Annotated in this window: 20 protein-coding genes; 3 read left to right on the top strand and 17 right to left on the bottom strand. The window is 45.1% G+C overall.

Features of this window, described 5'->3' with window-relative positions; all coding sequences use genetic code 11:
• Positions 1-35 precede the first annotated feature (35 nt).
• Positions 36-2,423, top strand: a complete 2,388-nt coding sequence (locus tag CH367_RS05260) for a DNA polymerase domain-containing protein (protein ID WP_100761459.1) — start codon at positions 36-38, stop codon at positions 2,421-2,423.
• Positions 2,424-2,444: 21 nt separating this feature from the next.
• On the opposite strand, the gene CH367_RS05255 is transcribed toward CH367_RS05260, so the two are convergent.
• Positions 2,445-2,984 (bottom strand): Pycsar system effector family protein, encoded by a 540-nt coding sequence (locus tag CH367_RS05255; protein ID WP_244284486.1) that lies wholly within the window; start codon positions 2,982-2,984, stop codon positions 2,445-2,447.
• Between the two features lie 97 nt (positions 2,985-3,081).
• Positions 3,082-3,432 (bottom strand): LytTR family DNA-binding domain-containing protein, encoded by a 351-nt coding sequence (locus CH367_RS05250; RefSeq protein ID WP_100761457.1) that lies wholly within the window; start codon positions 3,430-3,432, stop codon positions 3,082-3,084.
• Between the two features lie 508 nt (positions 3,433-3,940).
• Here CH367_RS05250 and CH367_RS05245 point away from each other — a divergent pair.
• Positions 3,941-4,498 (top strand): hypothetical protein, encoded by a 558-nt coding sequence (locus tag CH367_RS05245; RefSeq protein WP_100761456.1) that lies wholly within the window; start codon positions 3,941-3,943, stop codon positions 4,496-4,498.
• A gap of 105 nt (positions 4,499-4,603) precedes the next feature.
• Here the strand turns inward: CH367_RS05245 and CH367_RS05240 are convergent, their stop codons facing one another.
• Together CH367_RS05240 and CH367_RS05235 are read right to left on the bottom strand one after the other, a co-directional pair.
• Positions 4,604-6,178 carry a flavin-containing monooxygenase gene (locus tag CH367_RS05240; protein WP_100761455.1) on the bottom strand — a complete coding sequence of 525 codons (1,575 nt, stop codon included), beginning with the start codon at positions 6,176-6,178 and terminating at the stop codon, positions 4,604-4,606.
• A 202-nt stretch (positions 6,179-6,380) separates the two neighbouring features.
• Positions 6,381-7,586: a phospholipase C/P1 nuclease family protein gene (locus tag CH367_RS05235; RefSeq protein ID WP_244284510.1), complete on the bottom strand. Its 1,206-nt coding sequence runs from the start codon at positions 7,584-7,586 to the stop codon at positions 6,381-6,383.
• Positions 7,587-8,357: 771 nt separating this feature from the next.
• Here CH367_RS05235 and CH367_RS05225 point away from each other — a divergent pair.
• Entirely contained in the window at positions 8,358-8,906 is a 549-nt protein-coding gene (locus tag CH367_RS05225; RefSeq protein WP_100761453.1) for a hypothetical protein, read from the top strand.
• Positions 8,907-9,040: 134 nt separating this feature from the next.
• On the opposite strand, the gene CH367_RS05220 is transcribed toward CH367_RS05225, so the two are convergent.
• The 13 genes from CH367_RS05220 to CH367_RS05160 all read right to left on the bottom strand — a co-directional run bounded on the left by CH367_RS05220 (position 9,041) and on the right by CH367_RS05160 (position 25,719).
• Complete coding sequence (locus CH367_RS05220; RefSeq protein ID WP_100761452.1) at positions 9,041-9,469, bottom strand: DUF4345 family protein; 429 nt, start codon at positions 9,467-9,469, stop codon at positions 9,041-9,043.
• 133 nt (positions 9,470-9,602) lie between these two features.
• A complete protein-coding gene (locus tag CH367_RS05215; protein WP_100761451.1) occupies positions 9,603-10,670 on the bottom strand; it encodes a helix-turn-helix domain-containing protein in 1,068 nt (355 codons plus the stop codon).
• 1 nt (position 10,671) lies between these two features.
• The gene (locus CH367_RS05210; protein ID WP_100761450.1) at positions 10,672-11,487 is read right to left on the bottom strand and encodes an Lp29 family lipoprotein; all 816 of its coding nucleotides are present in this window, start codon (positions 11,485-11,487) and stop codon (positions 10,672-10,674) included.
• Positions 11,488-11,649: 162 nt separating this feature from the next.
• The gene (locus CH367_RS05205) at positions 11,650-14,469 is read right to left on the bottom strand and encodes a TonB-dependent receptor plug domain-containing protein (RefSeq protein WP_100761449.1); all 2,820 of its coding nucleotides are present in this window, start codon (positions 14,467-14,469) and stop codon (positions 11,650-11,652) included.
• Positions 14,470-14,647: 178 nt separating this feature from the next.
• Positions 14,648-15,454 (bottom strand): Lp29 family lipoprotein, encoded by an 807-nt coding sequence (locus CH367_RS05200; RefSeq protein ID WP_100761448.1) that lies wholly within the window; start codon positions 15,452-15,454, stop codon positions 14,648-14,650.
• A 131-nt stretch (positions 15,455-15,585) separates the two neighbouring features.
• Positions 15,586-17,601, bottom strand: coding sequence for a putative Ig domain-containing protein (locus CH367_RS05195; RefSeq protein WP_125226096.1), 2,016 nt, complete (start codon positions 17,599-17,601; stop codon positions 15,586-15,588).
• 264 nt (positions 17,602-17,865) lie between these two features.
• Entirely contained in the window at positions 17,866-18,345 is a 480-nt protein-coding gene (gene lsa16 / locus CH367_RS05190; protein WP_100761446.1) for an E-cadherin-binding lipoprotein adhesin Lsa16, read from the bottom strand.
• A gap of 14 nt (positions 18,346-18,359) precedes the next feature.
• A complete protein-coding gene (locus tag CH367_RS05185; RefSeq protein ID WP_100761445.1) occupies positions 18,360-19,583 on the bottom strand; it encodes a hypothetical protein in 1,224 nt (407 codons plus the stop codon).
• A gap of 5 nt (positions 19,584-19,588) precedes the next feature.
• Positions 19,589-20,170: a c-type cytochrome gene (locus CH367_RS05180; RefSeq protein ID WP_100761444.1), complete on the bottom strand. Its 582-nt coding sequence runs from the start codon at positions 20,168-20,170 to the stop codon at positions 19,589-19,591.
• A gap of 14 nt (positions 20,171-20,184) precedes the next feature.
• A complete protein-coding gene (locus CH367_RS05175) occupies positions 20,185-20,736 on the bottom strand; it encodes a DUF3341 domain-containing protein (protein ID WP_100761443.1) in 552 nt (183 codons plus the stop codon).
• On the bottom strand, positions 20,736-22,103 hold the full coding sequence (gene nrfD / locus CH367_RS05170) for an NrfD/PsrC family molybdoenzyme membrane anchor subunit (RefSeq protein ID WP_100761442.1): 1,368 nt from the start codon (positions 22,101-22,103) through the stop codon (positions 20,736-20,738). Before nrfD ends, CH367_RS05175 begins: the two co-directional genes overlap by 1 nt.
• A gap of 25 nt (positions 22,104-22,128) precedes the next feature.
• Entirely contained in the window at positions 22,129-25,194 is a 3,066-nt protein-coding gene (locus CH367_RS05165) for a TAT-variant-translocated molybdopterin oxidoreductase (protein WP_100761441.1), read from the bottom strand.
• Between the two features lie 18 nt (positions 25,195-25,212).
• Positions 25,213-25,719 (bottom strand): cytochrome c3 family protein, encoded by a 507-nt coding sequence (locus CH367_RS05160; protein ID WP_020986727.1) that lies wholly within the window; start codon positions 25,717-25,719, stop codon positions 25,213-25,215.
• Positions 25,720-25,958 lie beyond the last annotated feature (239 nt).

Genomic DNA, 25,958 nt, shown 5'->3' with positions numbered 1-25,958 from the left:
AAACAAAAAAACCGGAAGAACAAGTTGGAAATAAAATGTCCGATTCTCAACACATAGAAGGAACTCTATTCGATATTTATCATATAGAAGACAAGATCCATCTGTGGCTTCTGACGGAAAACGGAGAAACCGTCCTATTCCACGATTATTATCAACCGGTCATTTATGCGAGAGGGGAAGAATCCATTCTCAAAAAACTCGTACAAAGAATGTACGAACTCGACGCGATCTCCGGAATTCCTCAAATCAAAGATAAAAAACTATTCTACGAAAATCTCACCGTCCCGGTTTTGGAAATTACCGTTTCCAGACCTTCCATTCTTTCCAAAGTCACCAAAAAACTCTACGCCCTCTACGAAAAGTTCGACATATATCACTCGGATATAGAGGTTCCCACGAGTTACATGGTGGAAAAGAAGATATTCCCTTTGTGTAAATTAAGAATTTATTATACTGAAGACAAACACGGAAAAAAAATCGAAACGATTCAAACCGACCAAGGGGATAAAATCGAAAGAGTGGAATACGAGATTCCGAACTTCAAGGTTCTTTCCATGAGACTCAAGATGAGTCATAGAATTCCGATGCAGGAGAATTCTTTGGTTTTCGAAAACGAAGTCGGCTCTTGGGAATTTTCGGGAAAAAATCCGAAAGATCTTCTGCTGAAAATCGACGGACTTCTCAAACAAGAAGATCCCGATCTCATTCTTTCCTCTTTCGGAGATCAGATCATTTTTCCGTATCTTTTCACCCAGTCCCAACGTCTGAAAATTTTTCCCGCTTTCGACAGGGATAGAACTTCTCCGATCCGAAGAAACATTCAAACCAAAGGAACGAGTTTCAATACGTATGGAAAGATCGTGTATCGCGCTCCTTCATATCCATTATTCGGAAGATGGCATATAGATCGCGAGAATAGTTTCGTTCACAAGGAAGCCGATCTTTTAGGGATCGCGGAGTTGGCGAGATTGTCCAGACTTCCGATACAAAAGATGGCGAGGGCATCCACCGGAAAGGCTTTGACAAGTATCGAAACCGACGTGGCTCTTCGAGACGGCTATCTTGTTCCCTGGCAAAAAAGCGCGGTAGAATCTCCAAAGACGGCTCTTCAACTTTTGGAAGCCGACAAAGGCGGACTCGTATTTCAACCCGATATTTCTTTCGGGATGACGGCGGAGAATGTGGCCCAACTCGATTTCGCTCAGATGTATCCGAGTACGATGGTGATTCATAATATTTCTCCCGAATGTGTAAACTGCCTTTGTTGTGTGAACGATCCCGACGTGAACCGAGTTCCGGGACTGGGTTATAGAATATGCAAAAAACGTAAAGGAATCGTAGCCAAGGCACTCGACCACGTATTGTATAGAAGAGCCTATTACAAAAGCGAAACGAAAAAAATCAAAGAGGCGCACGAAGAAGAAAAATACGAAAAAAAACTTTATGAATACAATCTCAAACAATCCAGCTTAAAGTGGATGCTCGTTACTTCATTCGGATATCTCGGTTATAGAAACGCGAAGTTCGGAAGACTCGAAAGTCACGAAAGTGTAAACGCATTCGCAAGAGAGAAACTCCTCACCGCAAAAGAAATCGCGGAGGAAAGAGGTTACGTTTTTATACACGCGATCACGGACAGCATCTTTATCCGTAAGGAAGATTCTTCCCCATTTTCAAAAGAAGAATTGGATTCTCTTTGTTCCGAGATCGGCCGTAAAACGGAAGTTAAAATCGACGTGGACGGAATTTACACCTGGCTTTTGTTTCCTTCCTCCAGCCAGGATCCGCAGATGCCCGTGGCCAATCGATACATGGGAAGATTTCAAAACGGACAACTCAAGTGCAGAGGAATCGGAGCCAGACGAAAAGACCTTCCCATCTTTATCAGAAACGCTCAGCAGGAAATGCTCGATTGGATGCGGGAAAAAATCACGGTTCTCGATTTAAAAAACGCAGAATCAGAAATTCTTAATATTTACGATCGATACGACGCGGCGTTGAAATCGGATCGGGTTGCCTTGGAGGATCTTCTCATTCGCAGATCCACTTCGAAAACGTTAGACGAATACGAGGTTGCGGGCCCCACCGCGGTTTCACTTTACAATCTCAAAGACATGGGAATCGAAGTACAAGCGGGAGAAAAGATCCGTTATTTGATTCTCAATCGAAAAGCGAAAAGTAAGGCTCAATGGTATCTTCCCGAAGAGATGATTCCGATCCTAAAACGGAAAAATCAAAAGATCCACTTGGATCTTTTGTATTATCGAAAACTTCTCATCAACGCATTCCGGGAAGTCTGGTCCGAGTTTGCGTCTTTCAGAAACTTCGATTCGTTGATAGACGAACAAAGATGGCTTCCTTTCGAACGTTGTCTCAAAACGGAATATGAAAGATTCTTAATAGATCAAAAAGAGATCGCTTAGGGTTTTAGGTTCGTCCCGGGTTTATCCACGAATCAAAGAAGGAATCCAACCGATACTTTCGAAAACTATCAAAGTTCCTCCGCTAAAAAATCCCGCCAAAAAGAAACGATAACTCCAACGGATATATCTATATTTCGTAAAGTAGATGGTCTTTCCCATCTGATAGATATCGAACGAAATCGCCTTATAGAGGGAAGCGTCCGATTCGAGCGCGGCTTCTACGTTCTTAAAAAAAGTATCCTCGTCGTCCGAGGCAAAATCTCCGAAGAACAAAGGATTCTTCTTTCGAATCTTATCCGGTCTAGACAAGGGCATCACCGCAAAAATCGCTAAGGAAGCCGCGATCGCAATAAAACCCATCAGAAGAACGATTCCGGTTACGTAAGTACCTCTTTGTAAAAAGCCGAGCGCCAAAGAAAGAATCACGAAGGACGCCGCGATTAGGATATTGGCTTTTTGATCCGCCATAAGACTCAACTGGACGTGGTGCTGGTGAACGGTTCTTAACAGATAATCCACCGAGGATCGAGCCCGGGTGTTTGAAAAATATTCTGACTGCATTTTGGGAAGTGTCTCGGACAAGATTGAAAAGGAGCTTCAAATAGAAAATCAGATTTAAGGCGGGGTTCGGAAATTTTTTAACATAGGATCGTATAAATCATTCCTCTCTTGTCGATGTGTAGGTAAGATACACCCTACTCACGGGAACCTGGCTTTTCTCTTCGTCCGTCATATACGCAAAATGAATTCCGTCCGTAAGATACTCCACGTGACCCAAAAATTCCATATTTATAATATACTGTTTGTGAACCCTTACGAATTTTTCCGATTTCAGTTTTTGTAGGGTTTGTTTCAAGGTGCCCACAACTTCCAGGTTTTGATCCAACGTGTGCAACACGGAGTATCTTCCGTTAGACGATATGTAAACGATATTCGAAAAAGTGACAAAAAGATTGCGATCGACTCCTCGAAACATCGCCCCGTTCAATTCCATTTCGTTAAGCAACATCAAATGGATTCCTTCGCGTCATAGTTAGAATTAAACCCGCTTAAAAAGAATTTCATACGACTGATAACAACCTCTTAAGATTTGATTTACACACTCATCCGTTAGCAACAAACGAATTCTTTCGTTCTTTCAGTCATCGTTCAAAATTTGAACACGAGTGAAAAAATAAAAGTTTTTAGTCAAAAATATATTTCCAATTAAATCGACTTCGATTCGACACAGGACACGTAAAGATCTTATCAGATTTCTTATATCCGTTCAAAATGAATCTCTGACGATTTTCGATTCCTATGCTTGTATAACATACCCATCATTCGACACGAAATCAACTCTTTCTATGAAATTGTTTCTCGATCCAATAAACGAACGCATAAAATCAAAAATAAAACGCTTCTCTCAAGTAATCAAATGGGTTCCACAACGCGCGAAAGAAGACGTCGTAAATGAAAAAAATTTTTTTCATTTGTTTTCATAGATGTGTCGCATAACGGCACAAAAGGAGTCTTGAATGAACCGAAACGGTTTAAACAAATATTTGGTTACGGCGATTTTGCTGAGCTTAATAACAGTAGGTTGCGAAGATAAAAAAGAAAACGAAACTCTTCCTTTGATCGGATTGTTGTTTTCACAAGGTGTTATCGGTGAAAACGGAGCCGGAAACGGACAGGGCCGACCTCCCGCAGGAAGTCTGAGTCAACCCGCGCTGAATACGGCGACTTTCATAGAGAACGGACAGTCACATACGTTGAACCAAGTCAACGGATGTAGAAATTTCTTCGTAAATCTTAACAAATCCGGGGGAAACGGAGCTCCCGCCATAGCGCTCGATGCGATCGACTTCAGCAAAAATTCGAACGTTCTTTTATATTCCGGACAACTTCCGAATCTGGACGTGAACATTGCAAGTGGAACCGGTTATACGATCGAGCAGAATCAAAGTTGTCCCGCGTATCTCTTCGAGAACAGCGCTGGTGTTTACGATATTCAAATTCTAAATTGCAATATGGTAAGCAACGGGTTTGCAAACTTGTCCGTATCGTTCCGGATTCGATGCGCTAAAGAATAGAGAAAAATAAATATGAGTTCCCTCTACAAAGCACCCTTAAAAAAAAAAACGAGCCTCGATTTTTTATGAATCGAAGCTCGGTAATTTAATTTCAACGAAAAGATCTCAACTAAAAATTCCGGAAAACAACATCGCGATCCTGGAAACCAAACCGATACTTTCCAACTGATCGTCCGATTGAGCGACCTCGTAGTGCGAAAGATTGACCGACTTCGTTTTCAATCTGAACTCAAACGTAAAACCCGGCCAAAGAGTCGTGTTCTTACCGCTTTTCGTGCGATACCAACTAACGCATCCACCCGTGTTCCAAATGGATTTCTCGAGTCTTCTTTGGATGTTTCGGTTGTATTTGTCCTGTACTTCCTTCAAGACGTTGATGAACTTCAATCTTTTCTTACGTAAGGAAAGAATACACTGAAGCGCATAATTGATCTGAGATTCTATCATCAACACCATGGAACTATGACCGAGTCCCGTGTTCGGGCCGACGATCAAAAAGAGATTCGGAAAACCGGAAACGGTCGTTCCAAGATAAGCCTCCGCTCCGTTTTTCCAAGCGTCGTTCAGATCCAAACCTCCGAGTCCTTTCAACTCGAAAGGAGACATCGCTTCCGCGGCTTGAAATCCTGTGGCGAGAATCAAAGCGTCGATCGGATGTTCGACCCCGTCTTCGGTTACGACTCCATTCTCCCTAATCTCCCGAATCGGATTCGTGATCACATTCACATTCGGTTTTTGTAATGCACCGTAGTATTCGTTCGAGATCAACACCCTCTTACAACCGATCGTAAAATTCGGAGTCACCTTTTGTCTGAGTTCGGGATTCTTAACCTGCTTTTTGATATAACCTTTCGCGAAAAATTCAAGGGCCTTCATAAGACCCGGATGAATCGTAAACGCGATCACTCTGAATTCCAACATCCAATAAATCGCGAGACGGAACAACCACTGAGCCGGAGGAAAAATCCGAAACAGCCATCTTTCGCCTTTTGAAATCGCACGATCTGGTTTTGCGATCACCCAAGGAGCGGTTCTTTGAAATAGGTGAAGTTTTTTGACGTTAGGCTGAATCGCGGGAACGATCTGAATCGCACTCGCACCCGTTCCGATCACGGCAACGGTTTTATTCTTCAGATCGTAAGAATGATCCCATCTCGCGGAATGAAACATCTTCCCTTTGAATTTTTTCAGTCCCGGAATATCGGGAAGAACGGGACGACTGAGACCGCCGGAACCGTTGATAAAACTTCTGCATTTATAGGAATTTCCGTTGATCGACGTTACGTGCCACAGCCCCGATTTTTCGTCGAACACCGCGGAGTTCACGGAGTTGTTAAAATGAATATGCGATCTAAGATCGTATTTATCCGTACAATGATTTAGATAATTTAGAATTTCGGATTGAAGTCCGTACATCCTGGACCAGTTCGGATTTCTTTCAAACGAGAAAGAATACAAATGCGACTGCACGTCGCAGGCCGCTCCCGGATAATGATTGTCTCTCCAGGTTCCGCCCACTCCGTCCGCTTGTTCCAAAATCACGAACGAATGGACGCCCGCTTGTTTCAAACGGATTCCCATACCGAGCCCGGCAAATCCGGTTCCGACGATCACCGCGTCCAAAACCGCGTAATCCGAAGTTTTCGCTTTTTCAGTCTTCTCTTTCAATTTCTGAGTCATTTCCCTATTCTCCCAATTCGATTCGAAATTTTGGAAAAACCCCAGGTCGGAACCTTTCGCTTTTCGGGGAGAATCTTATCTCGGAATTCCGACATCTTCGACCAGACTTATGATTTTTGACCGCAATCGACTGATCGATTCCGAAATCAGAAAGCTTTTTTGAGCCGAAGAATGCGGGAACTCCCCGAGTTTCTCGGAAATTTCAGTTTTTCAGGAGAGAATGGAGCATTTCCCTCGTTGCGGAACCGGTTAAGGAAAAGTCCCGACCGGTCTCCTCCAAAAGATGATCCGCCTTTTCCGGGTCCAAGGTCGGAAAAATTTCCTTCATTTTGGTCCCGAGTTCCTTTTCCAGATCATATTCAGGTTTCATTGTATATTCGTGCCCGAACGTATCGATGATCGACGCGTTGATATCGGCGGAGTGCGAGGACGCTTGCTTCCCGACGAATTTCATCAAATCGCTGTTCGACGATTCACCCGGAAATCCTTCGTAGTCTTTGGTTAGAAAGTTCGTAAGCGCGGTCGTAACCGGAGTCGATTTTTTATAAAATTGAATGAGTCCGTAGGAAACGAAGTCCTCATATAAAAAGTGACGATTGGCGACCAACTGTGTGGTTTTCGCTTTCATTTCCTTTTTGGTTTCCTTCGAAGAAAAAACGTAACGAACATAATAAAAGAATCCGGCGTCGGGAACCGCCTTTGAGTGATACGGTTGCCCGATATCTTGCATATAATGACAGGCCCAAGCGGCAAATCGATATCTCCAATATTCATGACCGGTTTTTCCGGCGAGTTTGGAAAGACGGGAGAATAATTCGATTCGGTCCAACATCATTCCACCCTCGACGACCTCCGGCGCAAAAAGGGAGATCAGCCAATTCTCGTTTTGAAACTGCATGTGAAACGGGGCCTTACTACTTTCCCCTTCCGGTTTTCCATACGGTTGTTTTCCGTATCCGTATTCTTCGAAACCCCAAAGACTGTGATCCATTCCCCAATCGGGTTCGTCGATAAACGTATACAAAACGTTTCTGATTTTAATTTTTCTTCCGGCCGTGGATTGAAATCTCGCCGGAAGTTCGGGAAGGTCCGGCAGATACGGAGTGATCGAAGTAACCGGCACGTTACCCGACATCGATTTGGATCCGGGAAGAATTCTTTCCACTTCCGCGAATTTCGTGGAAGGATTGAGTCTCGCGGCCTTTAAAAAATCGACAACCGTGGGTGATTTCGCATTAAATTCCACTTTTTTAAAACGTTTTGAACCTCTGGATTCTTCCCAAACGGCAAACTCGTCAAAGAGGACTTTTAGGGAATCCTTCTCCTTCTTTACGAAAGAATCCAGGGATTCGGAAGAAACTTCCTCCGAAGTAAACTTCATCGATGGATGTTCGAGGGCCCGGTCCATAACGAGATAGTGTGTTCCCCAAGAAAACAACGTTCCGGGCAAAAGAATGAGGAGCGAAACGATCCATAGAAGGCTCAAACGTCCGAACCGCACGCCGATCCTCGATTTAAAAAAAGAAATCGGGTGAGATACAAATAGCGGCTCGAAGGTTGCAATTTTTTTACTGTTCATCGTGATTTTTCTCTTCGTCTATATTTAGGTCGTCCAACCCTATCCGGAAACACAACTAACGCAATCAAAGAATCGAATTCGTTGCGAAACGGGATAAAAATGAGATCGTCGATTTTTCAAAAATGAAAAAGGAAAAACCTTCCCGAAAACCGTTTTACGTAACGGAAGTTTCAAAACGAAAAAATAACTTTTTGACAACTTATAAATTAAGAACGCACGTTCAACCGAGCGTAAAATAATTCCGAATTCGAATCCGATCTTAAAACGCAAAAACGAGAAATCTTATTCCGCAAATCCTCGGTGTTCTAATTTTCCGCGCTTTAGTCCGAAAAATCCCCCTAAAAAAAGAATCCGCGTTAACAACTGAAAGACGCATAACGTTCATCTTTCGGAAAAAAATTTCTTAAATTTTTCGTTACGAAGATTTTAGAACTCGCGCCGACTTATAAGAGCGGAATGAACGACGGGAAATATGGAATAAAATTATTTCCAAATTTGAAAAACTTTCTTCGGGCATGAGTTATCTGATTCGAACGACAACGCGACTAACGGACGTTTGTTTCCGTTTTTAGGCGTTTAGTTCCAATATAGGAGACCTTAATGCAAACACAAAAAAAGACGGTTAGATTGTTCTTGGCTATCACTCTGATAGGAGCGGCGATCAGTTTCTCGAATTGCGCCGACGATAAAAAAGCGGATCTAACCCCGATCGCCGCCTTACTGGCGTTAACCGGAAACTCAGGGCCTGTGGATCTTCCACAACCGACGGACGGAACCGCCTTGATGAAGATGGGATCGGAGAGTTTTGTATTGACCAATCAACAATTGTGCGTATCGGGTGTCGGCGGTATTATCGTTCAGATGGTGGACACGGATAACCTTCCGATTCTAAACATCCATAATATCAACTTCTCGCAAACGACGACGCATACGTTGGGTCAAGGCGGATCGGCCTTGGATATCGATACGGCCGGAGGAGTTTATGGAGCGGGAACAAACAACGTCAGAGGAACTTGTACCGCGACGGTTAAGGAAACTTCAGCGACGATTTTCGATCTTCAAGTATTGGATTGCCCGATTACGAAACAATTCGCGGCAAGTAACATTCCGGACGTGAATCTTTCGTTTCGTGTTCGTTGTAGAAGATAAGATTCATTCTTAGATCCGTAACGAACAAAACGGCGAATCCGCTCCGAGTAAAACGCGGGTTCGCCGGCTCGCGTTGTATGAAACGGTAATTCCCCTTCACCCTCGATCCCGTACGATCGAGGGTGTTTTTTTGATTAGGAACGTTTTAAAAGCCAAGTCCCGATCACGATCGCTCCGATCTCGGTGGCCATACTGATGTAAATGTATTCGTTACCCGGTCCATCTAAAAGGAGAGTGTAAATTCTTCCCGATAAAAGACCGACTGCCGCGGTAAGCGCCAAAACGATGGACGACTTTTTAAATTCTTCCTTGAACCAACCCAAAATGAAGATAGCGCTTATACCAAGACAAAGTCCTCCGTACATCGCCCTAAAATCGGCGAGCGCCGCGGAATCTCTGATTTCGATTCCGATCAAAGATGCGAGTCGAACCGGAAGAATAAAAAATCCGACCGTAAAGCCGCCGTAAACCGCAAGGTTCAAAGCGAGATAAACTTTAGAGATTATGGAAAGAATTTTATTTCCGTCCGCGGCTCGATTCATTGAGATACTATCAGTTTGCATTCAGACCTACCTTGTTGAACGATCAACATGAACCCAGTATGCACCGACTTCAATTCCAATTCGACCGGTGTTATAACGGCTTACACATTTTTTAATGCGAAATCGGATTTTTCGGATTTTTTAAATCTTGCGGTCAGACCTTGGCGGTTTTTCGAAAATCGATCGGGGTTTTTTCGGTAAGTTTCAAAAACGCTTCGTTGAAGGAGGAACGATTGTTGAAACCGACTTCCATCGCGATCTCCAAAACGGTTTTGTCGGTTTCCGCCAAAAGCCTTTTGGCCTCGTCCACCCTGTATTGATTCAACCAAAGAAAAAAACTCTTGTTGAGTTTTCGATTGATGAGTTCGGACAATTGGTGTGTCGTCAAGGATACCCTTTCGGCGACATAGCCGAGGGAAATCTCTTCGTCCTGATACATTCTTTCGGTTGTCATCATCGTTTCCAAACGGGAAAGAATGGAATCCACTTCCAAACCTCCCAATCTGGATCTGGAATATTTCGCTTTCACGAGCTCGACGTGAATCGTTTCTTCGAGATTTGAAAATTCTTTTCGAACATAATAGATTCCGCATAAAGCGATCGAGACGACGACTGCGGAAAGTTTCAAAAAGAAAACCCCGTAAAAAAGTCCGAGAAGTCCGAAAACGGAAACCGTGCCAAAATCCAAAAAGCAGATCCAAATCAAGATTCGCAGTTTGATTTCGGAAACGACGGAAAGAATTCGAAAGATCATAACCCCGAATAAAAAGGAATAAATTCCCGCAAAACCGTACATCCAAAAAAGCCAGTTCCCGTTTTCCAAGGGAAGTTCCGGATTTCTTTCCCAGGGAAGAATCAACGTTTCCCTCGGAACGACGAACACGACAAGTCCGCACAAAAGAACCGGGACAAAAAATAGAATCGTCCCCACGTTCCATCGAAAGTCCTCTTCGACCATAAACTTCAGGGCGACGTACGCGATCGGACCGATCAAAAACAAAATGGGAAGACTGAATCGGACGTAAACGGACGTATTTTGAAAAACTCCCTGAAATGAAATCGCATTCAGAATTTGTAAAATTCCGATCAGAAGCAAGGCTATCGAAAAGTAGATTTGAAATTTAGTTTTTTTGAATGTGATTAATTCGGAAACTGCGAGTAAAAACGCGAGAAATCCGCCGAAAACCGCAAACGCATTGGCGAACCATTCTCCGTAAATCATATCATTTACGAAACGCGGCCTGAGCCTGAATAAAACTCGCGACGTCGGCTTCGAATTTCGGCCCCTGCTCCCCGTATACGAACTTAGGAGGAGAAGTCACCTGTTTCATCGCGTTGCATCCCATTCTTTTGCATTCTTCCGGAACCGAGGAAGCCCAGACCGCACCCAAGACCGTATAACCGTTGTCGTATTTGATGGAAGTCAATTGGTTTAGATTTTTATCATAGATTCTAATTTCGGTTCCCGCCTGCAAAGACGCATAACTTGGAATCAGGCCGAAACTGATCACCGAAAAGATGGAGGAGAACAATTGAACCACGCTACTTCCCGCGTGTTTGGGAGTTTGAAACGCCGGAGTATGGATTCCAAGAACGTAATAATCGACTCCGATGTCCTTGAGTTTGAAGATTTTATCTTCTCCTTTTTTTTCAACGCTGGTAACATAGGTAAGTTCGAGAACCCCGCTTTCCTTGACCTCGTTTAAATAATCCTGAACGAATTTCCTGACCTTGTCCGAGGATACGTCTTTTCTATATCCGACCGACTTGAGATCGGACGCATACGATCCATTCTGAAACTTCAATATAGTTCGATCCGGATAAATCAGATTGGCGGTATAAACCCTCGTTTCCGCGGAAGACTTTGTAATTTCGGCCTCGTACGGACGAAATCCGATATAGGCGATTTTCACCTTGGATAAATTCGGAATCGATGCAGTTGCATCGGGTGGAGTTTGTTGAACGTAATAGTGATAGTTACAATTCAAAACGCAAAGAAGACTGAATATCAAGGATCCAAATTTTTGATCGTATCTCATAGAATTTCCGAAATGTACGGATCGTGATAAAATCCGATCCGTTTTCGTATTACATTCTCCTAAAGGATTTCCTGAGGCAATCAAAAAGAAAGAATCGAATGTGTCGAAATTCGAAAAATTAAATCCGCGATCCGTAACGATCGCAACAATGAGAAACGAATTTCAAAATCTAATTTCGATTCCGAAGTTCAAATAAGGGATTTTATTCTTATCCGTTTTTAAGGACTGCAACCCGTTCAGATAAATGTATTGAGTATCCGGATTGACGTTCTGCACATACGGAAGAATCGGAACAAACGTATCCGCGCTTACGGCGATCCTGCTTCCGGTTATGTTTACGAGTTCGAAATACGCGGTCATTTTTCCCCAGCTCGTCGGAATAAAACGATCAAATCTCAAATCGATTTGATGGTAGTGAGGCAATCTCGCCGAACGATGCATATCCGAATATACGGGTTGATAAAAAGGAAAAGAAGTGGAAACGCCGCCAGAAGGAGAAGGCGGAATCGGCAGATCCGGAAACAAAGCCGATATGCTTTGATTCAAAGTGGTGGCAGTTGATCCGGAGACAGGAGTATATGCATAATTTGTTAAGTAGGTTCCTTTTAATCCGAGTTGCGCCTTCTCCGCGAATTTCCAACCGAGAACGATATTGAAGATATGAGTTCGATCCAAGTCGTACAACTCGTCTTGAGAATTTTTGAAAAGCACGTCATAACTTCCGTCTCTGTAAAAATTCGCGTAGTAATGATCCGTGTTTTCCTGATGAATCAATTCTTTTGATTTGCTTTGCGCGAGCCAGGAATTGTATTCCTGGTTTGTAAGTTCCGGCATGTGACGATTTCGTTTTGTGATCGATTTGGTATAAGACAACCAACCGTAAAAACCGGATTCGGTCGGCGCCTCCTTTTTGATAAAAACTTCAATCCCTCTCGAATAACCGGTCATGGAATTGGAATAGTTCAGATTGCTTCTTCGGATTAAGGAAGAATTTGCCGAAGGATCCAAAGCCTCTCTCGCCAAATCCCTGTTTGTCGAAAATGGATCCATCACAAAAGGATCGGCTACGGAAAGATTGGAAAACGTATTCTGATAACCTTCCACTTTAACGTTCCAAAGATTTCCGATCTTCTGATCCCATCCGATCTCCGCGTGATCCGATTCTTCCATTTTCAAATTCGGGTTCCCCGTTCTCGCGGAATAACGACTCACGTCAGTAGGAGCTTGGTAGTGCTTCCCATAACCCGCAAAGATTCTGGTTTGTGTATAGGGGATTTCCTTGCTGATACCGAGACGCGGAGAAGTTTTCCATTCTCTCGACTTATCATAGTATTCTCTTCTGACTCCGAGATTCAAATTGAAATCGTTGAACTTGATTCGATTCTCAAAAAAGTATCCGATCTGTCTCGTTCTTACCGAATCTCCTTCCAACACCGATTTTGCTTCCGGCGAATTCAAATACTGCTGATTCAAAAATGCCAAAGTAGGATCGGGATTGAGATAGCTTACCTTTCCCTTATAACCCGCGTCGACTTCTCGATACTGGCCTCCGAACGCGATCTTCCAATTTCGTTTTAACAGATCGATTTCGGAAACGTTTTCAACCTGCTTTAAATCGTTGAAATAATCGTTTTGGATGGTGTGCACCTTTCGGTATAAGGAAGGAGGATATCCGAGTTCTTGAACATTGAACGCCAAAGCATCCATGCCGGTCTCGGTGATTTCGTGAAAGTAATTTCTGGAAACGTTGAAGGTGTTCGTGATCGTATCCTTCGGTTTCCAGACGTGTTGAATCGCGTCCGTTCGAAAGACACGATCGAGTCTCGCGCCCTCGGTGGCAGACGGAGACTTGCCAAAAGACTGCGCGGTCTCCTTCGGGTTGTATTGGCTGAGTTCTTTAAACGGATATCGTTTATCCTTGGCTCCGAAGGTTTGAATGGAAATGGAATGATTCGCGTTGATGTCCCATCCGATTCGAGCCTGATAGTCGTTGTAATCGGACATGAAAGTTTCCGCCGGAATCAGATTCGGAACCCTTCCGAATATCACGTTCGGATAGTATTTTTTTCCGGAAACGGAAACGTTTAAGTCTTTTGTAATATTACGATATGTGTATACATCCGTCAAAAACGCGTTTAAGTGCGCGACGGAAAGATTATTATCCCTTTTTTGAAATCCTTCGATGTTGATGATCCCTCCCGTTGCAAAACCGTATCGCGCGGAATAAGAGCCCATATACAATTCCAAGGATCGGATCGCGTTGTTGTTGATGACGGAAGCCAAGCCGTCCGCGTGAAACGGATAACTCATCGGAAAACCGTTGAAATAAAATTGATTGGCTCGGGTTCCCGCGCCTCGCATCACCAAAAATCCTTTTTCGCTGTTCGGTTTATCTGGTTTGTTTTGATTCGTATTTTGACCGAATGTCTGGATCGCCGATTGAAAACTTGCGCCCGTATACATTTGAAACATGGGAGAAATTCCAGGCATCGACTGAACGGCTTTGAGCGCGTCCCCGAACCCGCCCGGCATTCGGATCGCGTCTTCCTGACTCAAAACATAGTTCGGGGGAGAATCGGGTCGTTTCGCAACCACGCGGATCGCATCCGCGGAAACTTTCTGTTCGGAAACGAACTCCAAGCTCCATTCCGATTGTGTAATATAGATCGTTCTTTTTTCGGAAAGTCCGCTTTTCCAGGTAAGAATCGTCTCATAACTTCCGAGATCCGGCAGTTCGACGATCAGCTCCCGAGAATCCGTAAACGTTACGTTCTTCGAAAAATTCTTCCCTTGAATCGAAAATTGCAACGGAGAATCCGATTTCGAATTCGCTGAAATTTTCAAACGCGCTTGCGTTTTTGCTAATACTCCTTCCACCCAAGCGAGTGAAAGGAGAATGGAAATGGATACGAGAAGTTTTCGATTGTTTTTGTTTTCAGAAAAGTAAACTCTCTTGCTATACGGATTCTTTATTTCGAACATGCGCACTTCGACCAAAAGTGGTTCGATTCTTTTCCGCTAGGCCACCGTAAAAATACCGCAAAAGATAATTTGATTGAATGAAAAGATAATTCAATGGAACCAAAGTTCCAATTTTAATCTTCCCTCTTCTCTTACTTCGTATTTTTCAAAAGCGAACGTAATAACGTTAGTCGTTCATCTAATTCGAAGGCTGACTTTGGATCAAGTTGAATACATCTTCCTCGATCTTCGGACCCATCCCGTCGTAAACGAATTCGTAAGGAGAATCGAAATTCCCCCGATTGCATTTAAAACCATGACAGGATTCCGGACTTGCCGAGGCCCAAACGGCCGATATGGAAGTATAAGAATTATCGTAAGCCAGCCTGTTGAGTAACTTTAGATTCTTATCATATACCCGAACCTCGGTATTTGCGAGTTCGGAGGAATAGATCGGGAACAGACCGAACGAAATTACGGAATAGAGGACCGAAAAAACCTTTCCGATCGTAATTCCGGCGTGAGCGTCTTGCACAAACGCGGGCCCGTGAACTCCGACAACGTAATAATCAACCGGATAATTCTTAAGTTTATAAACGGAGGGAGCCCCTTCCTTTTTTTCCACTTCCACCAGATGGGAAATTTCCAAGGCGCCGCTTGACTTTACAAGATTCAAATATTCTAATACGAACGCCAAAACCTTTTCCGAAGGAATATCGTTTCTTACGCCTTCGTTTTTCAGTTGGTCGATAAAAACCCCGTTTTCGAGTTTAGGAATCGTTCTTTTTGTATAGTTCAACTCCGCGGTGTAAGTGCTTCTTCTACCGACTACGCTCGTAAGTTTCGAGTTGTAGGTTCTAAACCCAAGATAAGCGATCTTCGATTTTTTACCCACGCCCACAACGGCGGTTTGCCCGGTAACCGGGAATTCTTTTAGGTAAAAGTGTCTGTTGCAACTGATTGCGGTAAGAATGGAAATCACCGCGATGATATTTATTTTTCTCAATTTCTCTTCCTCGAACTTTGCATTCTGCTTATATTCAAAAAAACTGAAACGTATCTGGTTTCGGTTCCTTTTGGAAGATATATATTACAAAGTCGCGAAGAAGGTCATCGTTTTCGCGTTTTACGTTCGGATCACTTATAAAAGATATCGACCGCGCCCGAATTGGAAACGCTGTCATTGTCGGTTGCGGGTGTGGGAGCCGGTCCGGTGGATTTGTTCCAAATGGTTCCGAGTCCGTCGTCGTCGTTTTGAACTCCGACCGCGATCAAATCTCCGTCGATACAAACTAAGATTCCAAAAGCGTCCGAGGCTTCCGAATTGGGAGCTTTCAAATAGGATTGCAAGGTCCATCCGGAAGACAATTTTCGAAACACATAGGCCGCTCCGGAATTGGCAACCGAATCGTCGTCGGCTCCGGGTCCCGGAAGAACCGCAGGAGAATGTAAAACCGTAGCTTGGGAACTGTCTTCCGCAGTGGCGCCGATCACGATCATATCTCCGTAAACAGAAACGCTTCTTCCGAAATTATCGCCCGCTTCGATATTCGGCGACTTCAAATATGCTTCAAACGCCCAAGTCGCACCGGTTCTACGGAACACGTATACGGCTCCCGCTGCCAACGCAGAATCGTCGTCACCCGCAGTCGTAAGATTCGGTCCCAAAGAACTGGAAATCGTAGTCTGAGCGCTGTCTTCGTTGTAGGCTCCGACTACAGCGACGTTTCCGTCATCGGAAAGATCCAAAGTGACTCCGAACTGATCACTGCTGTCTGCGTTAGGCGCTTTCAGATAGGATTCGAAGGCCCAGGTCGCACCCGTTTTGCGAAATACGTAGACCGCTCCCGAAAGGGACAAGGAATCGTCGTCACCTGCAGATGTGAGGGAGGGCCCTAAAGAATTTAAAATTGTGGTACTCCCGCTGTCTTCTCCGGACGCCCCGGCAATCAAAGTATCGCCTCTGACTTGAATTTTTGCACCGAATAAATCCGAACTCTCCGGGTTGGGAGCTTTGATATATGCGTCCCAAGCCCAGGTGGTTCCGGTTCTTTCAAAGATATAAACCGCACCCGAAGTTGGAGCGGAATCGTTGTCGGTTGCACCCGAAAAACCCGGGGCCGGAGCTTGGATAATCACTCCAAGACCACCGCGTTCCTGAACGGCTCCGACGGCAATCCGATCTCCCGAAATCGAAACGCTGGTCCCGAATTGATCTCCTTGACCTACATCTATGTTTGGAGCTTTGAGATAGGCTTCTAACGCCCAAGTAGTTCCAGTGCGACGATAAACATAGACCGCGCCCGTATTCGTTGCAGTATCATCGTCTCCCGCAGGAGTTAAACCGGTAAAGGGGGAATGGAGAATGGCGGAATTCCCGTCTTCCCCCTTAGCTCCGACAACGATCGTATCTCCCGAGATTGCGACGCTACATCCGAATTGATCGTTCGCTTCCGCGTTCGGAGCTTTGAGATAAGCCTCTAAAGCCCAAGTAGTTCCCACACGTCGAAAAACATAAGCCGCTCCGGCCGCGTTTGCGGAATCGTCGTCGCCCGCAGAAGTCAACCCGGTAAAGGGAGAATGGACGATGGATGTTTGAGCGCTATCCTCTCCGCACATCCCCATCACCAAAGTATCTCCGGAAAGATCGAGATCGAATCCTCCCGAAGTGTCGTTGATATCCGGATTCGGAGCCTTTAAAAGACTTTCCCATTCCGAGTTGAGAGCATCGACCGTAATCTGAATCGAAGAGGAAGAAGAACCGGAAGAATTCGAAGCTGTAATCGTATAAGAAGACGCAACCTGTTTGGATGTCGGAATTCCGGTAATTTCACCCGTCGTAGAATCAATAGAAAGCCCCGAGGGCAACGCGGGTGAAACCGAAAACGAAGTCACCGCTCCGGACACGTTAGGCTGAATCACAGAGATCGAACTATTCTTCACAAATTGAAACGAATTCACTGCATACGTCAAAGTGGGAGGAGTTCCCACAGAAGGATTGGATAAATCCGCAACCGTTACGGAAGTCGGATTTCCCAGAAGCATAAAAGCCGGATGATTCGTGTTGCGGTCTTGCAAACATCCTACAAAAATCAGTTGAAAAAGAAGAGAATAACAACCGAACCGAGAACGAAAAAATTCTTTTTTCTGCATGGCCTCCTCCTCTCCTTCTCCTTTGATTTCAAAATCTGCAAAGGATTTCTTTGCAATGGGAGAATCGTAGGTCAATCCGCGAGAATCTACAACCCTGTTTATAAATGAGGAAATCTTCGATTATAAGCCTCCAGAACGTTGCGCGTCATCGCGAGTTTAGGTGAATGCCTTCGATCTTTCTCAGTGAAAAGGGGGAAAAAAAAATCCATGCCCTTCTTGCGAAGCGACATGGAACTTTCCAATGTTTTAAGTAACGGTTGCTGTTTACTTTTTCAGTTCAGGCGCAAGCTCAGCCAATGGAACCTTGTCCTTAGGAAGAGAAGCATAATCCGGGAATTCGTATCCGTTCGGATAATGCTCGTGATCTTCAGGATTGTAAAAGTGAATGTAGTCCTTGTTGTATCCCCAAGTAAAAACGGATTTGGAAGGATCTTGACCCACAACTAAACAACGTGGATTGATCCAACCTTCGCTTTTATCGGTTTTAACGCGAACGAAAGGTTTTGGATTCGCCGCGTGGTTTCTATAATCGTAAACTCTTACAACGGAACCCGGAGCGATTCTTTCCTTAACGGCGGAAGTAGCATCCGCTTCGGCAAAAATCGGAACCGAAGGTTCCAGAGAAGGATTCACTAAAGAAGGATCGCAATTCTTATGATTGGTAACCTGCGCGAGTTTCGAACAGGCTCCCAAAAGAAGAGCCATACTTGTCAGGAGAACTGTCAGTTTTAAATTCTTTTTCATCGTTCTTCTCCCTCTTATTGATGATGATGTAGAGACTGATCCAATCTTGGATCTCCTACCGGAATCAGAGCCGCGGACTCGTAACGTTTCAACACTACGAAACCGAAAAGACCGATAAAACCGATCACCGCTCCGAGAGTTACGATCAATCCGGAAAGTTGGAAGTTTTCGAAATTAGCGGGGAACACCAGCCAATAGATTTCGATCACTTGTGTAAACACGATCCAGATCGCAACTTTCACGAGGAAGTTGATGTCTCTTTTGTTCGGTCTGTTCAAGAGCAGTAAGAACGGAAGAATGAACTTGATAAAAGGAAGAGCGTAAGTGAACACTTCCCATCCGCCGGTCAATCTCTGCTCGTAAAAGAAAGTTTCTTCCGGAATACTCGCATACCAGATCAACATGAACTGGGAGAATCCTACGTAAGCCCAGAAAACGCAGAAACCGAGCATGAACTTACCGATATCGTGGATATGGTTTTCGTTTACTAAGTTTCCGAGATAACCTTTCTTCTTCAGAAAGTAAATCATGATAACGAGAGTGGAAAGACCCGTTTGATACGCTCCCGCGAAACAATACACTCCGAACATGGTGGAGAACCAGTGTGGAGTAAGGGACATGATCAAATCGAAAGATGCAAGAGAGAAGGAAAGAGCGAAGAATACGATAAATCCTCCGGCCAATCTTGCGTTGAACTGCGTGTGAGAAACGTCCTTATCGGAATCTTGTTTGGTGGAACGTTTGTGGAATAACCAACCGAACGCAGACCAAGCCGCTCCGAAAAGAATCATTCGAATCACGAAGAACGGAGTGTTCAACAAAGGTTTCTTGTGCTGAAGAAGGTGATCGTGTGCGACAACTTCTTCGTGGCTCCACTCGTAAAGATCGTGGATTCCCACCGTAGTGATCAGTAAAAGAACCGCAACTACGGGAAGAAACAATCCGTAACCTTCCGCAAGTCTTCTTACGGTGATGGACCAATGTGCGCCGGTGATGTTGCTGATCGCGGTAAAGAAAACACCCGCGAGAGAAATCCCGGTGATAAAGAAAGTTCCGATCAAAAACGCGGACCAAGCAGGGTTGGAATGTCCACCCTCGTGTCTTGGAGGTGTATGAGAAAGGGTAAAATACCCGATGAGTAAACTTAAGACTCCGATCCCGATCATCCCGAAAAGGGCACTACGGGTTTTGGAGTCGAGTTTAAAGTTAATCAGATTTTGTTCGACTTTGACTTCCATGATTCTTAATTCCTAGCCACGTCTTTTTTTGTTCGGTTGTCGTATTCCTGGAGTTTTCTCACGTAGAGAACGATCTTCCAGCGGTCTTCCGGAGAAACTTGAGAAGCGTAACTTTTCATTCTTCCCCAACCCGCGGTCATCACGTGATAGATCTGTCCGTCGGAATATCCTTGGATCTTAGGAGAAATCACGGCAGGAACCGGAAAACCGATTCTTGGAGCCGGACCTACGATACTTCCATTCCCAGCTCCTCTTACACCGTGGCAAGGGGAACAATAGGTTTGGTATTTAGCCTCTCCCTTTTGGAGATTGGCCAAATCGTTTTTAAAAGGATTAGAAAGTCCTTTATTAGGTAATTGTGTTACATCCAATCCGAGATACTCGTACGGATAATAATTCACCGGAACCGCTCCTTTCGGAGGAATTCTGGAAGAAGAACCGTCGTGTGCGATCGGGTCCTCTTCTTGAGCTTCTCTCGCCGGAGAATCCGCCATATCCGGAAAGTATTCCAGAGGAGGCGTTTTGGACTCGCAGTTCAAAAAGAGAACAGCGGCCAAAAGAAAAATTAGAGATTTGTAATATTTCATTCTTATCCCTGCTCCTATTTCACAACCTCGACGTTCTTTCCGCCGAGACCCTTGATGAAGTTCACAACTTCGTCTTCCTTATAACCTTTGGATGAAGAAGGAATCCAGAGTGCGAACTTGTCCGTAGTGATGTCCGGATGTAAAACTCTACGATTTACTTTCGGAAGTTTCGTTAAGATGAACATCGCCACCGCGGTTCCCACACCGGACATGAAGATCGTAAATTCAAAAGTGATGGGAATGTATGCAAACCACGCGTTCAGGTTTTTACCTGAGATGTTGATAGGCCAATCGAACTTGTGAGTCAGATACTGCATTCCGAAACCTACGGTGCATCCGAAAAGACCCATGAAGAACGTTACCCATGGAAGACCGGAACGGGGAACTCCCATCGCGTCGTCCAATCCGTGAACCGGAAACGGAGTAAAACAATCGAAGTCCGTATAATTCTTCTCTTTTGTTTTCGCCGCCGCCGCAATGATTTCCGCAGGTGAGTCGAAAAGCCCGAATACTCCCGAGCTTGTTTCTTCAAACGTATGAAATTGTTCTTTATGAGGTTTTAACATCAGTGATGTCCTCCGTCTTTAGTCGGCATTACGGTTTTAACTTCCGCAATCGCGATAACCGGCATAATTCTACAGAACAGAAGGAACAACGTGAAGAAGATTCCGAACGTTCCGATGAGCATCATGAAGTCGTAAACGGTTGGGATATACATATCCCAGCTGGAAGGAAGGAAGTCCGCGTGAGTCGTCATAACGATCACGTATCTTTCAAACCACATACCGATGTTTACGATGATGGAAATTACGAACATAACCGGGATATTGGTTCTGAGTTTTTTCCACCAGAATACCTGTGGAGAAAACACGTTACAGCTAAACATGATGAAGTAAGCCCAGCCGTAAGGACCGAAAGCTCTGTTTACGAAAGCAAATCCTTCGTATTCGTTACCGGAATACCAAGCCATAAAAAACTCGGTCGAGTAAGCGAGACCCACGATCAAACCGGTCACCATGATGACCTTGTTCATGTTTTCCAAGTGTTTCATCGTGATGTATTCTTTTAGATTGAACACTTCTCTTGCGATTACCATCAGAGTCACAACCATTGCGAACCCCGAGAAAATCGCCCCTGCCACGAAGTATGGAGGGAAGATCGTAGTGTGCCATCCGGGAAGAATGGAAACCGCGAAGTCGAAGGATACGATCGTGTGAACCGAAAGAACCAGAGGAGTGGAAAGGGCCGCGAGAATCATCGCCACCATTTCGAGGTGAGACCAAGCCTTGTTGGAACCGACCCAACCTAAGGAAAGAATGTCGTAGATCTTACGTTTCATTTCTCCTTTGGAACGGTCTCTTACAGCCGCGATATCCGGAATCAAACCGATGTACCAAAACACGAGAGAGATCGTTAAGTAAGTCGAAACCGCGAACGTATCCCAAATCAAAGGAGAACGGAAGTTAACCCAAAGAGGTCCTCTTTCGTTCGGATAAGGGAACAACCAGAATCCTACCCAAGGTCTTCCGATGTGGATGATCAGGTTGGAAGCGGCGGTTAATACTGCGAAGATGGTCATCGCTTCTGCGGCGCGGTTGATACCGGTTCTCCATTCTTGGCGGAACAGATAAAGAACGGCTGAAATCAGAGTTCCGGCGTGACCGATACCGATCCAGAATACGAAGTTTACGATGAAGAATCCCCAAGCCACGGGATTGTTGATCCCGAGAATGTAGAGACCTTCCCACATTAGGTATCCGATGATACCTAAGTCGATGACGGTAATGGTAAGAACCAGAAGGAAAGCCTTCCACCACAAGGAAGTGGGGAACGCTTCGACCGGTCTTAAGATATCCTCTGTAACGTCCCGAACCGACTTACCGCCGGTTACGAGAGGCTGGATATCCAGGGCTTCTTTGACTGCGTTGGACATTGACATAGCTTTTTACGTTACTCCATTAAATTGAGCTTCTGACTCGGGTCAGGTAAGCGACCTGAGGACCGACGTTCAGATATTCGAGGACACGGAAGGATCTCGGGCTGGAAGAAAGTTTCGCAACTTCGGAATCCTTATCGTTGGTGTTACCAAAGCTGATCGCATCCGCCGCACAACTTTGTTGGCATGCGGTTTTAACTTCTCCGTCTTTGAGAACACGGCCTTCGTTTTTAGCGGCGATCTTAGCTTCCGCGATTTTGTGGGAACAGAAGTTACATTTCTCCATAACCCCGCGACCGCGAACCGCAACCTCGGGATTGAGTCCCAAGTAACGAGGAGCTTTAGAACCTTCCGCTCCGTTATACCAGTGTTGCATCCAGTTAAAACGTCTTACTTTGTAAGGACAGTTGTTCGAGCAGTAACGAGTTCCCACACAACGGTTGTAAACCATGTCGTTGATCCCTTCGGAACTGTGAACGGTTGCAAGGACCGGACAAACGGTTTCGCAAGGAGCGTTGTCGCACTGTTGGCAAAGCATCGGTTGGTGAGCTACTTGAAGAGTTTCAGGTTGATCCGGTTCGCCGATATAGTAACGGTCGATTCGGAGCCAGTGCATTTCGCGGCCGACACGAACCTCGTCGCGACCTACGACCGGAATGTTATTCTCCACTTGGCAAGCGATCACACAAGAACCACAACCGGTGCAAGAGGAAAGATCGATGCTCATTCCCCACTTGTAACCAGGATATGCGTAAACCGGATTTGCACCCGTAGCGTTTACGAGTTTACCGTCTTTGAGGATCTGAGGAATTTCGGACGGAGCCTTGCCGGAAGCAGGGTCTTTGCGATATTCTTCGATCGAAGTGGATTGAACGATTGGACGATTCGGATAACCGAAACCCGGAGACAACATGTGGTGGTGTTGAGTGCAAGCGAGCTTGTAAGTTTTACCCGTTTTTTCCAAAGAAGTTACGGCGATACCGGAATAGATTCCGTTTTCGGAAAGACCGTAAGCGTTCTTTCCTACTCCGTTTCCGATGGATCCAGCGGCCGTTCTACCGTAACCAACCGCGATACCGATCGCCTCTTTGTGCATACCCGGTTGGATTTGCGCGGGAAGTTCGATCGTTTTATTTGCGGTTTTTAAAACCAGAACGTCGTTGGAAGAGATTCCCTTTTCTTTTGCAAGAGCGGGAGAGATGAGAATGTAGTTGTCCCAAGTAACCTTGGTTACAGGGTCCGGAAGTTCCTGAAGATGCGCGCTGTTTGCGGCTCTACCGTCTCCGATCGCAGATGTTTCATACAACGCGAGTTTTAATCCCGCAGAAGTGGAAGCGATCTTTTTCAGAGAAGAACGGTTGAAGTTTCTGGAAGAACCGGCAACTTTTTTGCGCTCGGAAGCCTTGAGCGTAGTTCCCGCTCTTAAGAGGTCTTCCCATCTTTGTTTAGAACCGAGTTTTTTAGTCCAAGAATTCTTTACGTATTCGTAGAAGCTGGATTCTCCGCCGAGTGAACCGCCGGCAAAAGCGATCAAGCTATCTTCGAAAGAACGCGAGTTGAACAAAGGACGAACCGCAGGTTGTTGAATGGAGAAAATTCCCTTCGTAACTTCCGCGTCTCCCCAAGATTCAAGGAAGTGCGTGGTAGTTGCAAGAACGTTAGACGCAAGCGCCGTCTCGTCCGCGCGATCCGTAAGGGCCACGACCAAAGCCGCTTGGTGAAGAAGATTCTTCCATTCTTCTCCGGCTTGATAAACCAGGTTTACGTCGTTTACGAAAATAACTCCGACCTTGGTTTGTTTCAGCTCGGAAGCTAAAGAATTTAGATTATTCGAATAATCGGATATTCCTTCTTTTTTAGGGCTGGAATGATCTACGGTTTTACCGTCGTTTTCCAGAACGCTGTTGAGAAGGTTTACGAGGATTTGAAGATCCACCGCGTCTTTTGTGGAAGCCGCAAGACTTCCCGCAACCACGAGGGACTTTCCTTTGTTGGACCAAAGAGCCTTTGCGGTTTTGCGGATGCTGTCTTCGCTCACACCGAGAGAAGAAGAAAGGCTCGCTACGGTTTCGCCGCCGAGAGCGTCTTTCGTGTTCGCACCGAGTTCGCCAAGAGCCGCCGCGATCGCAAGAGCGAGTTTAGTCTGATCGCCGGGACGAATCGGAAGACGAAGATCCGCGTTGGAACCGGACATCGTAGGAATCGATTCAGCCGCAACGTAGAGGTTTACGTCTTTCGCGCCGTTACGAAGGTTTCTTCTTTTGGAAAAATCCTTTTGGTGTTCTTCGGGAGAAAGCCAGTTCCCCATAAAATCGCAATCGATGGAAAGAATCACGTTTGCGAGATCGAAATGATAGTTCGGAATCACGGCCTTGCCGTAAGAAGCCGCCTGCCCTTTTGCAACAACGTCTTCCGCGGAAGTAAGGGAGATCTCGTAGTGTTTACCACCGCCAACGGTGCGGATAAAATCACCGATGATCGCCTTCGTCGAAGGAGAATCCAAAGGTTTTGTTACGACAACCGTCTTACCTTTGTTAGCCGCAATCGCCGCTTTTACTTTAGCGTCTACCGTAGCCCAGTCGGATTTTACTTCGACTCCGCCTTCGATGGTCGCAGGGTTTTGCGATCTATCAGGATCGTAAAGATCGTAGATGGATGCTTGACCCGCCGCGCTTAACGCGCCTTGAGAAACCGGGTGATCCGGATTTCCTTCCAGTTTTAGAGGACGACCGTCTCTCGCTTTTACAAGAATACCGGTTCCCGCATAAACGGAAGCGTAGTAATAAGAATGTCCATGTTTAACGAAATCGTATTGAGCGTTTTCATCCGCTTTGTTGAGATCCACGTAAGGAACGATTTTCTCAACCGGTTTGCGGATACAGTTTAAGGAAGTCATCGCGACTCCCGCACCCATCAGTTTTAAAAAGGATTTACGATCGAATTCTCCGGACTTGATTCTCGCGATCAAAGGATCGGGAGAAGTGAAGAATTCGGACTTCTGCATCTCTTTGACTTCTTCGTCTTTGTCTCTCAGATCGTAAGACAGCCAGTGAGCCTTCTTTTCTTTTTGGAAATTTTTTTGATCCATGCTAAGTATTACTCCCGGTTATCTGTGACAGGTTGAACAGTCGGTCGGTGCGTTGTTCTCTCTGTGACAATCCACGCAGTATCCCATGTTTAAGGACGCTACTTGTTTCACTTTGACCATCTCCGCTACGTTGCCGTGACACTGGGAACAATCCACTCCTCTCGAAATGTGACGAGAGTGATTGAACTGAACGTGGTCGGGCATGTCATGAACTTTGATCCATTCAATCGGCTTATTATCGTTATACGACTTAGCGAGTTTCTTGATCAGAGGTTTTGAGGTTGCTACTAAAGAGTGGCAGTTCATGCAAGTGGAAGAGGATGGGACTGTTGCGTGTGCTGAGGTTTCTACCCCGGTGTGACAGTACTTACAGTCTATCTTATTATCTCCGGCATGTATCTTGTGATTAAAGGGTATAGGCTGATCGGGCGCATACCCAACATACTTGGAGGGAGAGAAAATCAGATACGCTACGGCCGCGAGGGCAATGAGCGGTACCGAAAGTTTCAGTGCTCTGTTATTCATTCGTATGAAGTCCCTATGAATCCAATATTGGTATTGGAAACAGGATTTTTGGCTCTGTAAAAAATTGCAAGTAAACGAAGAACCGACGACTTTCCCTTTGCGTTTATTTTGAAGGCTATTTGAGAATAGGTATCAATTAGAAAAGTTTCATAAAGGAAAAATTAATTTTCAAAAAAGAAGAAAAAATTTTTGAAACTTTGAAGTTACAAATTTTAAAAACCGGAAAATTTCGAGAAACA

Source organism: Leptospira barantonii (assembly GCF_002811925.1).
Classification (GTDB): domain Bacteria; phylum Spirochaetota; class Leptospiria; order Leptospirales; family Leptospiraceae; genus Leptospira; species Leptospira barantonii.
This window is presented reverse-complemented; position numbering and strand designations above follow the sequence as displayed.